Source organism: Aliiglaciecola sp., assembly GCF_039982535.1.
In the GTDB taxonomy this organism is placed as follows: domain Bacteria; phylum Pseudomonadota; class Gammaproteobacteria; order Enterobacterales; family Alteromonadaceae; genus Aliiglaciecola.
This window is the reverse complement of sequence record NZ_JBDWYG010000017.1, coordinates 230,075-245,337: the sequence shown is the minus strand read 5'-3', so window position 1 is coordinate 245,337 and position 15,263 is coordinate 230,075. Positions and strand designations below refer to the sequence as shown.

At 42.1% G+C, this 15,263-nt stretch carries 13 protein-coding genes; 4 read left to right on the top strand and 9 right to left on the bottom strand.

Translation table 11 applies throughout. The features are described from left to right. Positions 1-3 precede the first annotated feature (3 nt). Positions 4-699 carry a hypothetical protein gene (locus tag ABJV04_RS03970; protein ID WP_348490007.1) on the bottom strand — a complete coding sequence of 232 codons (696 nt, stop codon included), beginning with the start codon at positions 697-699 and terminating at the stop codon, positions 4-6. Between the two features lie 21 nt (positions 700-720). Then, positions 721-1,839 carry a succinylglutamate desuccinylase/aspartoacylase family protein gene (locus tag ABJV04_RS03965; RefSeq protein WP_348490006.1) on the bottom strand — a complete coding sequence of 373 codons (1,119 nt, stop codon included), beginning with the start codon at positions 1,837-1,839 and terminating at the stop codon, positions 721-723. A 154-nt stretch (positions 1,840-1,993) separates the two neighbouring features. Between ABJV04_RS03965 and ABJV04_RS03960 the strand changes: the two genes are divergently transcribed. Both ABJV04_RS03960 and ABJV04_RS03955 read left to right on the top strand, forming a co-directional pair. Beyond that, on the top strand, positions 1,994-3,424 hold the full coding sequence (locus tag ABJV04_RS03960; RefSeq protein WP_348490005.1) for a deoxyribodipyrimidine photo-lyase: 1,431 nt from the start codon (positions 1,994-1,996) through the stop codon (positions 3,422-3,424). 23 nt (positions 3,425-3,447) lie between these two features. Then, positions 3,448-4,989: a cryptochrome/photolyase family protein gene (locus tag ABJV04_RS03955; RefSeq protein WP_348490004.1), complete on the top strand. Its 1,542-nt coding sequence runs from the start codon at positions 3,448-3,450 to the stop codon at positions 4,987-4,989. Between the two features lie 317 nt (positions 4,990-5,306). Here the strand turns inward: ABJV04_RS03955 and ABJV04_RS03950 are convergent, their stop codons facing one another. The 3 genes from ABJV04_RS03950 to ABJV04_RS03940 all read right to left on the bottom strand — a co-directional run bounded on the left by ABJV04_RS03950 (position 5,307) and on the right by ABJV04_RS03940 (position 8,052). After that, on the bottom strand, positions 5,307-7,550 hold the full coding sequence (locus tag ABJV04_RS03950; protein WP_348490003.1) for a YgiQ family radical SAM protein: 2,244 nt from the start codon (positions 7,548-7,550) through the stop codon (positions 5,307-5,309). Positions 7,551-7,607: 57 nt separating this feature from the next. Further along, on the bottom strand, positions 7,608-7,748 hold the full coding sequence (locus ABJV04_RS03945; RefSeq protein WP_348490002.1) for a hypothetical protein: 141 nt from the start codon (positions 7,746-7,748) through the stop codon (positions 7,608-7,610). Between the two features lie 112 nt (positions 7,749-7,860). Continuing rightward, complete coding sequence (locus tag ABJV04_RS03940; protein WP_348490001.1) at positions 7,861-8,052, bottom strand: CPXCG motif-containing cysteine-rich protein; 192 nt, start codon at positions 8,050-8,052, stop codon at positions 7,861-7,863. 142 nt (positions 8,053-8,194) lie between these two features. On the opposite strand from ABJV04_RS03940, the gene ABJV04_RS03935 reads away from it, so the two are divergent. After that, positions 8,195-10,354, top strand: coding sequence for an exonuclease domain-containing protein (locus tag ABJV04_RS03935; protein ID WP_348490000.1), 2,160 nt, complete (start codon positions 8,195-8,197; stop codon positions 10,352-10,354). A 264-nt stretch (positions 10,355-10,618) separates the two neighbouring features. Next, positions 10,619-11,245, top strand: a complete 627-nt coding sequence (locus ABJV04_RS03930; RefSeq protein WP_348489999.1) for a hypothetical protein — start codon at positions 10,619-10,621, stop codon at positions 11,243-11,245. 32 nt (positions 11,246-11,277) lie between these two features. On the opposite strand, the gene yjjX is transcribed toward ABJV04_RS03930, so the two are convergent. From yjjX to ABJV04_RS03910, 4 genes are read right to left on the bottom strand one after another with little or no spacing between them, the layout of a single operon-like run. After that, a complete protein-coding gene (gene yjjX / locus ABJV04_RS03925; protein WP_348489998.1) occupies positions 11,278-11,820 on the bottom strand; it encodes an inosine/xanthosine triphosphatase in 543 nt (180 codons plus the stop codon). Between the two features lie 16 nt (positions 11,821-11,836). Next, entirely contained in the window at positions 11,837-13,075 is a 1,239-nt protein-coding gene (locus ABJV04_RS03920; protein WP_348489997.1) for an ABC transporter permease, read from the bottom strand. Next, on the bottom strand, positions 13,072-14,262 hold the full coding sequence (locus ABJV04_RS03915; protein WP_348489996.1) for an efflux RND transporter periplasmic adaptor subunit: 1,191 nt from the start codon (positions 14,260-14,262) through the stop codon (positions 13,072-13,074). Before ABJV04_RS03915 ends, ABJV04_RS03920 begins: the two co-directional genes overlap by 4 nt. Beyond that, the gene (locus tag ABJV04_RS03910; RefSeq protein ID WP_348489995.1) at positions 14,259-15,263 is read right to left on the bottom strand and encodes an HlyD family efflux transporter periplasmic adaptor subunit; all 1,005 of its coding nucleotides are present in this window, start codon (positions 15,261-15,263) and stop codon (positions 14,259-14,261) included. Before ABJV04_RS03910 ends, ABJV04_RS03915 begins: the two co-directional genes overlap by 4 nt.

The window sequence follows — 15,263 nt, the reverse complement described above, 5'->3', positions numbered from 1 at the left end:
TGTTTACTGCCAAAGATAAGACATAAATATTCCCACAAACACAAAACCCCAGTAGACAATACCCAGTAAAATAAACACCCAATTGAGCAAGCTTAATTGACTATTTTGTCTCCCTTGAGGATCATCACACACTTGATTGATGTGCCCTTGAACGTACCAAATAGGCAATATTTGTAGAGCTACTGTGGCAAAAAAAACCAATACAAAGGACGCAAGTTGCTCATCGGTGGGTTCCCATTGATTACTAAAAATCGACACTAAAATGGTTAGCAAATAGAAGGTAGCCATAAAACCAGAAGCTTTGCTGTGAATACTTTTAGACTGCAAAGCGTCATTAACCTGTGCATACAGAGAGTGAACAAAAAACAGATTAAAAATGGCCCGCAAAATGGGGATACAGGGAAAGTTAGCGTTGTCTTTTTGTAACTTCCAATTACGGTAAAACCAAAATATAAGATAAAGGTTAAAGGTACAAAACGATAAGATAATTAATTTACTGGGTGAAACTACATAGAAGGCATTGCGTTCAATGGCATTATCCAAGCCTGAGCTAGCCAATTCCGCTTGAGGGGGGGCATACAGGCTTCCTTCTATATTGTTTTCTGACAAACTTAAACTTCCTTGTACTAACGGCATGACCAACTGAGCACTCGCTCGCCTTGCTTTGAGTATGCCATAAACATCTCTCAAATCCAGCACTTTAAAGTTGACACCTTAGCCTTAGGTTAACTGAATATAATGGGTAAAACACTTATACAATTGTGTACCACTTAGCACTGAGGCTGAGGGAAAGTGCAAGATTGGAATGAGATCACAGGGGGCAAAAAGAGTTTCTGTTCCCCGTTCATTTTCTAGTTCGTCTACATTGAGCACTTTGGCCAATGGCTGCCCTTTTTTGACTTCCACCCCAGGTTTAGCCAAATATTCCACTATGCCTCCCTGATGGGTATATAAGATTTTGTAATTGTTTAATGTCACCGCCACTCGCTGCATCTCTTTGGGACTGTATTGAGCATCCACTAGGCAACCTTTGGCATTTAAATAAGACAAAATGCTTTGTGCATCATACAAACCTTCATCAAAACTAATGACTTCTTGTGACCCCATTTCTAAGGTAAAAGCTTCAACTTCAAATTGAATGGCATTCGCCCTTTTTGCAGACAATAAATCTTGTAAAGTCCACCAATGACAAAAGGTCGCTTCATCTAAAGCCCCGGCAAATTGATTGGGGATCGAGATAACATGTGGAATATTAAATAAAGTCGCTGAAGCCTTAGCATATTCAGGCACATAGATATGCCGTGTAGACACAGGGCCATTGTGCAAATCAATGACAATATCAGCATCAAAGGCCAGTTGTTGGAGTTTCAAGTTAAGCTGCTGCGCCAGCCCTAGACCCCAAGTATCCGTTAACTTTTCATCAATTTTCTGTTTAATGGCCTGACGAAAGCGTGATTTTATGGAGTTTAAGGGTTCATCTTCCGCCACCGTATCTACAAAGTCAGTTACCAAGTCTTGATCAAAATAGTACCCTCGATTCCAATTTGTTCCATTAATGGGATCAAACCGTCCTAAGGTATATTCACCCGCTTTGATATTGGTGCCCACTGGGTTGCAGTTTGGCACTAGGGTAATTTCCCCACAAATATCGAGATTTTTCAGGGTCTGAATTAAATGATAAATCACCACATTGCCCTGTACCTCAGCGCCATGAATTGAACTTTGCACATAGACTTTAGGACCTGTCTTGCTACCTTTAAAACGATACAAAGGCACATTCATATTTCTACCCGAGGCATTTTGTGCAACTACAAGGTACTCTTTGGAAAACTGGTTCATTGACTAACTCTAACTCTCTATACAACACGTGTGATTACGTTAATTGAATCGCAACCGTTGTACAAATTAATATGCGTATTTGCTGAGATCCATATTGGTCTAAAATGGGTATTAGTTACTTTACATCTTTGATTACAAAATAAGGACTTTGGCTTTGAGCAATCCAATTAGCATCATGTGGTTTCGTCAAGACCTTCGCCTCAGGGATAACCCTGCACTGCGCGAGGCTTGCCAAAATGGCGACGTGCTCCCCGTTTATATTTATGATAATTGTAATGCCGAAAGTTTTACTCCAGGGGCGGCCAGCAAATGGTGGCTTCACCATTCGTTGCACAGCTTAAACAAGTCCTTAGATGGAAAGTTACATATTGCTTGCGGTGATCCCCTAGAGATATTGCAAAACTTGATATCTGAGACTGGAGCTGAACAACTGGTTTGGAATCGTTGTTACGAGCCATGGCAAATCCACCGTGATAAACAGATAAAACAACAGTTACAAGAAGACGGTGTCACTGTGAATAGTTTTAATGGTTCCTTGTTATGGGAGCCATGGACGATTATGAACCAAAGCGGAACACCCTATAAAGTGTTCACCCCGTTTTACCGCAAAGGATGCTTAAAAGCGCCCTCTCCCCGTTCCGTAGAGGCTGCACCAAAACAAGCAACATTTATTTATCACAAGACACTAGATGCAGGAATAGACAGTCTTGAAATCATGCCCAAGATCAACTGGTACAAACAAATGCAGCAACAGTGGCAGCCTGGAGAAGAAGGCGCGGGAGTTGCGCTTAGCGACTTTTTAAACGAACCAGTAAACGACTACAAACAAGCCCGTGATGTGCCTAGCCTCAATGGCACCTCACATCTTTCGCCACATTTGCACTTCGGTGAAATATCTCCTAACCAAATTTGGTATGCCACTTTGCATAAGTTTGACGGCAGCATGGAAGACCCTCATATGGATTGTTTTTTAAGTGAAATTGGCTGGCGAGAATTTAGCTATTATTTGTTGTATCACTTTCCCACATTACCCAGTGAAAACTACAATGGAAAATTTAATCAATACCAGTGGCGGGGACGCAATAACGATTTAGAGGCTTGGCAGCAAGGGCAAACAGGTGTACCTATTGTGGATGCTGGCATGCGTGAACTTTGGCAAACCGGTTACATGCATAACCGTGTGCGCATGATAGTGGGCTCCTACCTAGTGAAAAATTTGCGAACACATTGGCATCATGGTGAAAGTTGGTTTTGGGATTGTTTGTTAGATGCTGATCTCGCTGCTAATAGCGCAAGTTGGCAATGGGTTGCGGGTTCAGGCGCGGATGCTTCGCCATTTTTTAGAATTTTTAATCCCGTCACCCAAGGGGAAAAGTTTGATACCGAAGGCGAATACGTCCGACATTATTGCCCTGAACTAAAAGACCTACCGAACAAATATATCCACAAACCTTGGGATGCACCTAAGGAAGTTTTATCTAAAGCCGGGATCTGTCTTGGAGAAGACTACCCTCACCCGTTAGTGGATTTAAAAGAGTCACGCCAACAGGCTTTAGACGCATATGAAGCCGTCAAAAATGCCTAAATTACAGAATTGAGATCAAGAGCATGGCAAATACCCTTAGATTAATTCTTGCAGATCAGCTCAGCATGTCTTTAGCTAGTTTGCGGGATTGTGACAAAAACAACGATTTAATTTTACTGGCGGAAGTAAAAACGGAAGCCAGTTACGTAAAGCATCACAAAAAGAAAATCGCTTTTTTATTTTCTGCCATGCGCCATTTTGCGCAACAACTGACAAACTCTGGTTATCAAGTTCGCTATATCAAATATGACGATCCAGACAACCAAGGATCGTTATACAAAGAAGTAAAACGTGTTCTAGAGAATAGCAATATTAAACAAATTGCCCTTACTTTTCCGGGTGAATATCGAGTACTGCAAGATTTCAAAAGCTGGCAAGAAAAGTTAAATATTCCCGTCTCAATAATGGATGATGACCGATTTTTGAGTCATATCGATGATTTTGCCCAGTGGGCAAAAGATAAAAAACAACTGCGAATGGAGTTTTTCTATCGGCAAATGCGTCAATCCACCATGACGTTAATGGAAGCTGACCAACCCAGTGGCGGAAAATGGAACTATGACAGCGCTAACCGCAATGCAATGGATAAAGATGTCGAAATTCCCAGCCACACCCAATTTGAACCAGACCAGATCACCCAAGAAGTATTAAAATTGGTGGAAACTGAGTTTGCCGACCATTTTGGCAATTTAGATAATTTTCATTTTGCCACCACGCGAAAACAAGCATTAATGGTATTGAAAAATTTTGTGACGGAAAGATTATACAACTTTGGCCAATATCAAGATGCCATGGTGCAAGGCAAACCTTGGTTGTTCCATTCCCATATTAGCTTTTATTTAAACTGTGGCTTACTAGTACCTAGAGAGGTCATCGAACTGGCCGAGAATGCTTATCATAATGGTGATGCGCCGCTGAACTCTGTTGAAGGGTTTATTCGGCAAGTACTTGGTTGGCGGGAGTATGTAAGAGGGATTTACTGGCTAAAAATGCCCGATTACAAAAAACAAAATACCCTCCATGCACAGCGACAATTACCGGAGTTTTTTTGGAGTGCTGATACTGATATGAATTGTTTACAACAATGTATCAGTGAAACCCGAGATAACGCCTATGCCCATCATATTCAACGATTAATGATTTTAGGAAATTTTTTGCTGTTAAGTGGTGTGCATCCGGATGATGTTAACCAATGGTATTTGATCGTTTACGCCGATGCCTATGAATGGGTGGAAATGCCCAATGTTAGCGGCATGATTTTATACGCCGATGGAGGCTTGTTAGCCAGTAAACCCTATGCGGCAAGTGGCAGTTATATCAATAAAATGTCCGATTACTGCCAACATTGCCATTATAACGTTAAGCAGAAAAACGGCCCACAAGCCTGCCCGTTTAATTATTTATATTGGGACTTTTTAGACCGCAACCGAGACAAGCTCGCCACCAACCCAAGACTCGGCATGCCATACGCCACCTTAAACAGAATGAAAGATGAAAAATTACGGCATATTCGCCAAGACAGCGAAATATTCTTCAAGGCAATAGATAACAACGAGCGTGTGTAGCACGGCATTTATGCCGTGAATATGACACCAAGGCTGTAGCATGGCATTTATGCCATGGAGAGGTTTATGCTGTGAGGGTTGTAGCATGGCATTTATGCCGTGGAGATGTTTGTGCCGTGGCGTTGTAGCATGGCATTTACGCCATGGAGATGTTTATGCTTTGGCGTTGTAGCATGGCATTCATGCCATGGGATGTTTACATGTAGAAATGAAACACTTTATGCCATGGAAACGGTGCCATAAACACAACACCGTAAACACACCACCTATGGTCAACCTAGGTTATTACGCGGGATACACTCCCGCGCTGAACTTGATTAACGTTTTTTGTTGGACTTACCGGCCGCTTTATTGTGGGGCTGATTATCACTAAAACGGGTTAACCCTTGCTGAGATTTAGCTTTTCCTTTGCCTTTGGCAAACGCCTTATTCCGCGACCGTTTGGCATAGTTATTATGAGCTTTCCCACTTAATTCATCTTTGCTTTCTGCGGGTACTAGATGTTTAGCTCCGTTTCCGATCAGGTGGGCTTTGCCCATTTCTTTTAATGCTTTGCGGATTACTGGCCAGTTCGCAGGATCGTGATAACGTAAAAATGCACGATGTAAACGGCGGTGAATCTCGCCTTTTGGCACTGTGACTTGTTCACTTTTGTGATTTACTTTGTGTATCGGGTTTTTACCTGTGTGATACATAGTAGTCGCGTTAGCCATGGGCGAAGGATAGAAGTTTTGTACCTGATCCAATTTGAAATTGTGCTCTTTAAGCCACATGGCTAAGCTCACCATATCCATATCTTCCGTGCCCGGGTGAGCAGAAATAAAATAGGGAATAAGATACTGAATTTTGCCCGCTTCTTTGGTGTACTTGTCGAACATTTCTTTAAAGCGCTCGTAAGTGCCCATGCCGGGTTTCATCATCTTATCCAGTGGCGCTTTCTCAGTATGTTCAGGGGCTATTTTTAGGTAGCCTCCCACATGATGGGTAACCAGTTCTTTGACATAATTGGGATCTTCTATGGCCAAGTCATAACGCACACCAGAAGCAATTAAAACTTTCTTCACCCCTTCAACTTTGCGAGCTTTTTTATACAGCTCTACTGTGGGCGTTTGATCGGTATCTAAATGGCCACAAATATCTGGCCACACACAGGAAAGACGACGGCAAGTTTGTTCAGCTTTGGCACTTTTACAACGCAATTTATACATATTGGCTGTAGGACCGCCTAAATCGGAGATTACCCCGGTAAAGCCTGGTACTTTGTCGCGAATTTGCTCGATCTCACGAATAATCGAATCTTCAGAGCGACTTTGAATCACCCGCCCTTCATGCTCGGTAATAGAACAGAAGGTACAACCACCAAAACAACCACGCATGATATTCACCGACGTTTTAATCATGTCGTATGCAGGAATTTTGGCTTTGCCATAACTAGGGTGAGGCACACGGGCATAGGGTAAATCAAACACCGCATCCATCTCTTCGGTTTCCAATGGAAACGCCGGCGGATTTATCCAAATAATACGATCGCCATGACGCTGAGCCAACGCGCGAGCACAACCTGGATTGGTTTCTTGATGCAAGATCCGTGATGTATGAGCATAGTGAGTTTTCTCAGCTCGCACCACATCATAGGGTGGCAACATCACATAAGTCTTTTCCCAAGGTTTTCTGCGCTGGGTTTTAGAGGTAAATGGTTGCACCACCACAGGTTTGGCTTTTTGAGCATCATCAATGGCTTTGTTTTGCTCATCTTCAGCCACAGCACACTTATCTTCAATGTATTCATAAGGGCTAGGAATAGGGTCAATTTTGCCAATTACATCTACGTGGGTTGAATCAACACCTTGCCACTCAGGCAATGGTTCTTTGCGTATCACCGCAGTCCCGCGAATATCCTGCATATCTGCGATGCTCTCGCCTGCCGCAAATCGATGGGCCATTTCTAACAAGGGGCGTTCGGCATTACCAAACATCAACATGTCGGCTTTAGAATCAAACAGCACTGAACGTTTAACTTTGTCTGACCAATAATCGTAATGGGCGATGCGGCGCAAACTTGCTTCGATACCACCAATGACTACTGGCTTTTTGTAGGCTTCTTTACAACGTTGGGTATACACGGTGACGGCTCTGTCAGGACGTTTACCACCTTCATTATTTGGCGTGTAAGCATCGTCATGACGTAATTTACGATCCGCTGTGTAGCGGTTGATCATAGAGTCCATATTGCCCGCAGTTACACCAAAAAATAAGTTTGGTTCACCTAGCTTCATGAAGTCTTTTTTGCTGGTCCAGTCTGGTTGAGAAATTATCCCTACTCGGAATCCTTGAGATTCGAGTACGCGGCCGATTACCGCCATGCCAAAACTAGGATGATCAACATAGGCATCCCCGGTCACAATAATAATGTCACAGCTATCCCAGCCTAATTGATCCATTTCCTTTCGAGACATAGGCAGAAACGGCGCTGGACCAAAACATTCGGCCCAATATTTAGGATAGGAAAATAGCCCTTTTTCAGCTTTCATTCGCTGAACAGGCTGTCGCATAACAGTCATGTATTGTACCAAGAAGTTAAGGGTTTAAAATTTTGCGGAGTATACCAGAAAAAGCCTTTAGACAAGAACATTATCACTATTAAGTGGGTTAACCGAGCAAGACAAAGTGTCAACAAAACTGCTCACTCTTTGTACATTTTGATGTTTATGTTGCACTGCTAACTTTATAAGTAACGGAATACTTTCCGTATCCGTCATGCTCATTTACTCCCTAGCTCGTTACTTATCAACTCCCTTGCTGCTTATTCGCATCGCGCTTGCTCTCTACTCGTCATCCCGCTTGCTCTCTACTCGTCGTCCCGCTTGCTCTTTACTCATCGTCTCGCTTCGCGATCACCTCAATACCAAAGCCGTTATCAATGACTTGTAATTCAATGGGTTGGCAACATATCTGGCAGTCGACGATTTGCTGTTGATTGATATCGTTGGCTTCATCGATTTCTAAATCGTTGATTGTCATGCAATACGGACATTCAAATTTACTGGCGACTGTGAGGCTCATGGTGACTCCTTATTTGTTAAGATATTATGGTTTACGAAAAAAACACTGAAAAAGTTTGAAAAACCAACCAGTACTGACTGGATATACAGTAGTTTTTAAAATACACTAAAATAGTGTCCAATCAATATGATTATATGCTTTGATGAAAGAGCTCCCGAGCAAATATTATTTAACCCATTTTCATGAGTTTCTGGGGTTTATTACTGGCCCCTGTGCACATTTACTCTCTACTGAAGATAGTGCCTTTATTGATAAATTTCATACTCTTTGTGAAGATGCTCAATGTTTGTATGTTCGCGGGCTTAATCGAAAATCTCCCATCATTAAACGTACTTCACTGTTTTACGAAGAAATTAACCATCACCAATTGCATTTAGACACACTAATAGCAGAGGGTTTTTACACACAAGTGAACCAGTGCCACCTTGCAGAATTAACCAATAACCTCACCAAACCAGAATTAGCGCAAGTATTGCGTAATGCAGATATCAGTTTTAAAACCTCCCAAAGTAAAGCCGACTATTTACAGTTAGTGCATGAATATTGTCAATTTGAAGACTTCTCCCCGTTGCTCGAACACAGTACGGTTTTGCACCGAGGGAAAGACCAGCATATACACTACTTTTTATTTTTGTTTTTTGGGGATCTCAACAGTAACTTATCCAAATTTTCCATGCGCGACCTCGGAATTATGCCAACGCAGCGGGGAGTAAGTACTGACAATGCAAGATTCGACTTCATCGACGAGGCTAAAAGTGCGTTTTTCTATGCTCATCAGCGCCGCCAAGTGTCTACCCTAACGGCTAGTCAACAAGTTTCACTTGCCCAGCAATTTACCTCTTTTCCAGTGCCCCAAGGCACCCTTGCCAACGAATATTGTGACCGATTTTTATTAAAATTAGGTAAAGCCATTCTTCCCTATGATGTCCCCCTCGGGATCAACTTATTAGCAGCCTCCGCCGAGCCCCTAGCCCAAGAAAAAGTGATTCGGGAAAAATACAAATTGGGAGAAACTGATTGGGTAAAAAACCGCTTGCAGGAAATTATTGAAGAGCCTGAGTCAGAAGCCTTATTGACCTTTGCTGAAGACTTTTTGGCCCGTAAATTTCAACAAAAACGTACCAGTAGCCTCACCGACATGTTGCGGGAGCAATCCACTAAAGTATTGATTGATGAAATGTACATGGACTCGGTGGAGCAAGGGGTAAAACTGTATTATCAGAAGCAGAAGAAACAGGCCTTTCGCACTGAAAATAGGCTGTGGCGTGCATTGTTTGGTTTAGTGTTTTGGCATGAGCTTTTTGAAATGGATAGCAATGCATTGGTCACTGAATTCGATTACAAACCCCAGGCTATCAGTCAAAATAATTTTTATAACCTTTACGAGCAAGATATTGAGACGCGCCTTTACCGAATGACCAGTGCCCAACTCACCTTCAAACAATTATCCAAAGTTATGCTCGAAAAGTACGGCCGTCCTAACGGTATTTTTCGCTGGCACAAATCCTTGCTTGAGGTGTTGGCGGTATTTTTTGATCATGTGGACATCGAAGGCTTTAAAGACCACCTAAGAATGATGGCAAAAGACTTTAAAAACTATGCTGATGGTTATCCAGATATCATGGTGGTGGATGATAACGGGTTGCGCTTTGAAGAAATAAAAGCGCCTGGTGATCAATTACGTAAAAATCAGCTATTAACCATCAAACAGCTGAGAAAATCAGGGTTTAAGGTGGCAGTGACCCAAGTTGAGTGGTTTTTAGATCCCCAACAACCCTATGCTGTAGTTGATATCGAAACCACTGGCGGACGGGCAAATCAACATAGGATTACTGAAATTGGCATAGCCAAAGTTATCAACGGTAAAGTCATTGATAGTTGGCAAACTCTGGTCAATCCACAGCGTCATATTCCACAAAAAATCACTCAATTAACTGGAATTGATGATGAAATGGTCAGCGATGCCCCTTTATTTGTGGAAATAGCAGAAAGCTTACGCAGCTATTTGTCTGATTGTGTTTTTGTGGCCCATAACGTGAATTTTGATTATGGGTTTATCCGTGCGGAATTTGAACGCCTCGAACAAAATTTTCGTATGCCTAAGCTGTGTACCGTGCGTGAAATGCGCAAAGCAGTGCCGGGGCTACCTTCATATTCATTAGCCAATCTAACCCGACATTTTGGGATTGATATGAGCAGACATCACAGAGCCCTTTCAGATGCACAAGCCGCCGCAGAGCTGTTATTTATCATCAACGAAGTTCGCCATCAAAAAGCCAGCGATAGCCAATCGCGGGGCTAAAGCACCCGCCTACAAAATACATGTAGCATGGGCTTTAGCCCATGGAGTTTGCCCTCAAGCATCCAGTTCACAGCATAAATACCGTGTTACAAAAACCCGTGTAATTGACACTTAACTTTATCCATGCGTAAATCTGCGGCAAGATTGTTTATTTAACCTAAGATTATGATTAAAAAGCTCTTTCGTTTATCGCGGTTTGTGCACAAATGGGCAGGATTGTTTCTAGCATTACAAATTTTGTTATGGATTTTAGGTGGCGTGGTAATGAGTGTCATCCCCTTAGAAAAGGTGCACGGGGACCACCTAGCCAGTAAAAATCTGTACCATGTTATAGACAATCAACAGTATCTTTATTCTTTAGATACCCTTCGACTTAAGATTGCAGATCCAATTAATAGAATTTCTTATACCACTGTTTTAGGTGAGCCCTACTATTCGTTTCAAACAGCCTCTGGCGAGCGATTATTCCATGGGTTTAGCGGCGAATTAATGACGACTATCAATGCCGATGAAGCCGCTTTAATCGCTAAACAGCATTACCTTGGTGACGGCAACTTAGTTGAACAAAAGTTATTAGATAAAGCGCCCATGGAAGCGTCGCGCAATAAAGGGAAAGTTTGGCAATTAAGATTTGACGACACTTGGAACACCACTTTATATGTGTCACCAACAAATGGAAAACTCACCACCATCAGAAGCGATTTATGGCGTATTTTTGATTTCTTTTGGATGTTACATATTATGGATTATGATGATCGGGAAGATTTTAATAACCCATTATTGATCACCTTTTCCATTTCCGCGCTTGTGTTCACCCTCACAGGTATCATTTTGTTGTTTAAAAGCTTTAACATCATAGGCTTTAGCAGAAAAAAACCCAGAAACCTGTAGCATGGGCTTCAGCCCATGGAAAAGCAGCAGAACTAAAATCGATCGGCGTGGAGAAACGGCGCCATGGCTAAGGTTAATGCTTGGGTGTAATTGCCGCCACGGGTTTCCAGGCCATTGGTTAATAAGCCTATGGCACCACCTTTTTGTTTGACGTTACTGGTACCAAATAGTTGATCCATTAAGGGGCCGAGTTCCTCCCCTTGGCTTAACTGTTGAAAAACCGATTCTGGTATAGGCAGATTGGCACTTCTGCCCACTTGTAATTTAGCGTCAGTCGAGACCACCACAAAAGCAAATGTAGCTGGACCGTATGCAAAATTGTCGACGCCCCCTTCCATAGCGGCATAAAAATCCGCATCAAAATGAGACTGACAAAAGTTAACTCGGTTAACTGCCCCTTGGTAGGTTTCTTTTTCTGACATAGGCTGTTCAGACACCAAAGAAGGTGCATCCACGCCCCGACATTCGATTTGTTTATGGGGATAAATCCTAGCCAAGGTATCTTTAAACGCCTTAACTTTTACCGGATTTTTTGAGCCAACTACGGCGACTATTGTTTCTTTTTCAAATTCCATTCACTGGGCCTAAAGGTTAGTCTGAATGCAGGGCTTCGATGGGGTTAAGTTTTGATGCTTTAATCGCTGGAAATACCCCAAAGCCCACACCTACAATCATACAAATTGACAAGGATAAAAATATTGCTGGCATAGACCAACTCACAGCCCATCCAGAGTAAAAACCGATGATCTCTGAAAGCACTAAACCAAAAAATACGCCTAACAGTCCGCCCAACACAGAAATTGTAAAACTTTCAGCAAGAAACTGTTGTTTAATATCAATTTGACGCGCGCCCACGGCTCTCAGTAGACCAATTTCAGTGGTTCTTTCCATGACGTTGGCCAACATAATATTCATAATACCAATGCCACCCACTAACAAAGAAATCCCAGCGACACAGGCCATAACAATGTTAAATATCTCTTGAGTTTGTTTTTGCTGCTCCAACAACGCCGCGGGAATGATCAACTCATAATCCTGAACGCCACCATGGCGCATCTGCATTAACTCGGCAACGGCTTTGGAAGCCACTATGGGATCTGTGGTTTTTGCGATACTCAGCTTAATACTATCTAGTTCACTAGCTAAATTTCCACTTTTTAGTTTTTGTTCTGCCGTGGAGATAGGAATAAAAATCCGATAGCGATCACCGCCTATTTTTACCCCTTGGAACTCGTTTTTATTGCCCTCTGGTGGGGACAATACACCCACAACATGTAACCAAATATGGTTAACTTTGACGTATTTGCCAAGCGCTTGCTGTTTGGGAAACAACTCGTTAGCAACATCAATACCCAATACGGCCACTTGGGCTAAACTGTCATTGTCATGCTGATCGGTAAAACGTCCTGAGGTTAAGTGCATATTAGCATGTTTGTAATAGCTGCTAGAGACACCTAATAATTGTGCGTCGGATTTTCCATAATCACTATAAATATCATGCACTTTAATATTTTTACTGGCACTGTAATCATCAACAAAAGGTAAGGTTTTCAGGGCTGCCTGAACATCCCCCATGTTCAATCCAAGGCTTTCTTCGCGGATCTCGACCAATTCATCTTTATCATAGTTTACGCTTTGCACGATGATGTTGTTGACCCCCATGGAGTCGATTAACTTAAGCGCTTCGTTTTCAGCACCTTTGCCTATGTTGAGCATGGCAATCACTGCCCCTACCCCAAAGATCATACCTAAGAGTGTCAAAAACGTACGTAATTTTTGTGCCGATAATTCCGCTATGGCATCGCCGATTAAGCTTAAATAACGCTTCATGATGACAACTCCGGTAGACTCAAGGCGATGATATCCCCTTCTTCTAAACCGCTTTCAACTTCCACAAAATACAAATTCTTTTGTTTAGTGATAATAAGCCGCTGTTCGAAGGTCTGACCCGACTTGAGGTAAACATAGCTTTTACCATGTTGGTGATGAATAGCTTGCAAAGGCACCACTAAAGCAGGTTTGGCATCCTGTACCAATATTTCTGCTTTAAGTTTTCGACCTGGCTGCATTAAGCTAATATCTTGTTGAGTTAACTCAATAACCAATTCGTAATAAGTAACAGGGTTGCCTCTTTGTATTGATCTTGGGTAACCTGAAACACTTTGCACTTTGCCCATAAAGGTTTTGTTCGGGTAGGCATCTAAAGTAACGCTCACTGCAATACCCGATTTTAAACTAATAGCGTCTTTAGCCAATACAAATACCCGAGCTTGCATGTTATTTAGATTGGGGATTTTGGCAATTGCGCGACCAGGAAAAACCGTTTGCCCCACTGACGGCTTTTCCCCCATACGATCCCGCTCGTAGGTTAGTAATCCATCGTTAGGTGCAAAGACTTGTAACTGCGACAAAGCTTGTTGATGACGTAAATATTTAAGTTCATGGCCTCTGCGTTTAATTTCCAGCACGCCAACATTACTGTTATTTTGCTGCTCAACACTGTCCTTTTTCCAATCTAAAAACTCATCTTTAGCACCTAAAAAGTCACGATTTTGAAAGGAATCTATAATTTCTAGTTTGGAATAAACACGCAAATCATCAATGGCAAATTTATCTGCAAAATCAAATTCATAGTCAACAAATTCCTGCTCAGAGAGTATGTCATTTTGTTGCTGATAACGTTCTGCTTCACTTTGAATTATGTCTTGACTAAACAACGCCATTCGTAATTCTTCTTCTTGGCTATCAACCAATAATTGTTCAGCATCAAATCGGGCGATAATATCGCCCTTCTGCACTTGGGTATTTTCATCTGCTAACCATGAAAGAACCATTGGCCGTCTTCCTGGAGAGACTATTTTTTGTGCTTGAACGGCTTCAATTTCACCAAAACCACCAAGGGTAATTGCAAAGGGTTTTGCATGCACTTCGAAGGTGGGTATTTGCGTTACCTCCTCCTCGCAGCCTGTTAAAAACAGCACACTCAACATAGTAAAACAAAATAAGAATCTCTTCATGTGCGCTCCTTAATAAGCAGTTGCACATTTGCCTTCATGCCTGGCCGCATCATATCTAGATCGAGCTTCTCAAGTTTAACCCAAGCATCGAATACCACTTTTAGATTGTGTTGAGAGCGATTTCGATAGGCTTGCCCAAGGGACGTTATAGTGCCAGCAAAAGGCTTTTCCGGATGGGCGTCCAAAATGACTTTTACCTGCTGACCTACTTTGACAATTGATGAGTCGGATTCGTCAAATTCAACTTTCACTGCCAGTTTATCTAACGATGGTAAGGTTACTATTGGTCGCCCCATATAGACGGTTTCACCTACGGCAGGTTTGTTGTCGTTGTTATCCACTTGATAAACCACCAAGCCGTTTTTAGGCGCTTTTACGATTAACTTATCCAGGCTGTCTTGAATATTTTTGACTCTTAGCTGTAATTTTTTAATTCGCCCATTTTGCACCTCGCCATTGATCACCATTCGCTCTTTATGCTGGGCTAACTTCTGTATAGATTGTTGATATAAAACACGGTTTATTTCATATTCTGACACTTGCTTTAAACGTTCAACTTCCGAACGTGATGCATCGGTAATCGCCACTTTACGCTGAGAAATTTCCATATTCATTTTAGCTTCAGCCATGTTTAACTCGAGATCTTTTTGAGTTGCTTGCTCCTTAAGTTTACGCTTCTCGGACTCTTTTATTGCCGCCTCTAAGTCACTCTGTTTACTAACTAAATCTTCAGTTAGCTTATCCCCATCGAACTTAACGACTATTTCGCCTTTTGTAATCAACGCATTTTCTGGTGCTAAATATTCAATTTTAAATTGCCACATTCGGCGAATACTAGGAGGCCCTACAGGCGCATCTTGCAACGACACTAACTCAGCTGGGGCAATAATCCCTTCGTTGATCTCTTCACTATCATCGGCGGCAATAATGGCTTCGGAGCACCCCAACAAAGAATATACGCTTAGCCAAATGACACACCATATTAAACTTGGATTTTTCAT

Bases quoted from the DNA above. Each gene is read 5' to 3' on its own strand.
- ABJV04_RS03965 (WP_348490006.1), bottom strand. From the start codon at position 1,839: ATGAACCAGTTTTCCAAAGAGTACCTTGTAGTTGCACAAAATGCCTCG.
- ABJV04_RS03955 (WP_348490004.1), top strand. From the start codon at position 3,448: ATGGCAAATACCCTTAGATTAATTCTTGCAGATCAGCTCAGCATGTCT.
- ABJV04_RS03950 (WP_348490003.1), bottom strand. From the start codon at position 7,550: ATGACTGTTATGCGACAGCCTGTTCAGCGAATGAAAGCTGAAAAAGGG.
- ABJV04_RS03945 (WP_348490002.1), bottom strand. From the start codon at position 7,748: ATGACGGATACGGAAAGTATTCCGTTACTTATAAAGTTAGCAGTGCAA.
- ABJV04_RS03940 (WP_348490001.1), bottom strand. From the start codon at position 8,052: ATGAGCCTCACAGTCGCCAGTAAATTTGAATGTCCGTATTGCATGACA.
- ABJV04_RS03935 (WP_348490000.1), top strand. From the start codon at position 8,195: ATGAAAGAGCTCCCGAGCAAATATTATTTAACCCATTTTCATGAGTTT.
- ABJV04_RS03930 (WP_348489999.1), top strand. From the start codon at position 10,619: ATGAGTGTCATCCCCTTAGAAAAGGTGCACGGGGACCACCTAGCCAGT.
- yjjX (WP_348489998.1), bottom strand. From the start codon at position 11,820: ATGGAATTTGAAAAAGAAACAATAGTCGCCGTAGTTGGCTCAAAAAAT.
- ABJV04_RS03920 (WP_348489997.1), bottom strand. From the start codon at position 13,075: ATGAAGCGTTATTTAAGCTTAATCGGCGATGCCATAGCGGAATTATCG.
- ABJV04_RS03915 (WP_348489996.1), bottom strand. From the start codon at position 14,262: ATGAAGAGATTCTTATTTTGTTTTACTATGTTGAGTGTGCTGTTTTTA.
- ABJV04_RS03910 (WP_348489995.1), bottom strand. From the start codon at position 15,263: ATGAAAAATCCAAGTTTAATATGGTGTGTCATTTGGCTAAGCGTATAT.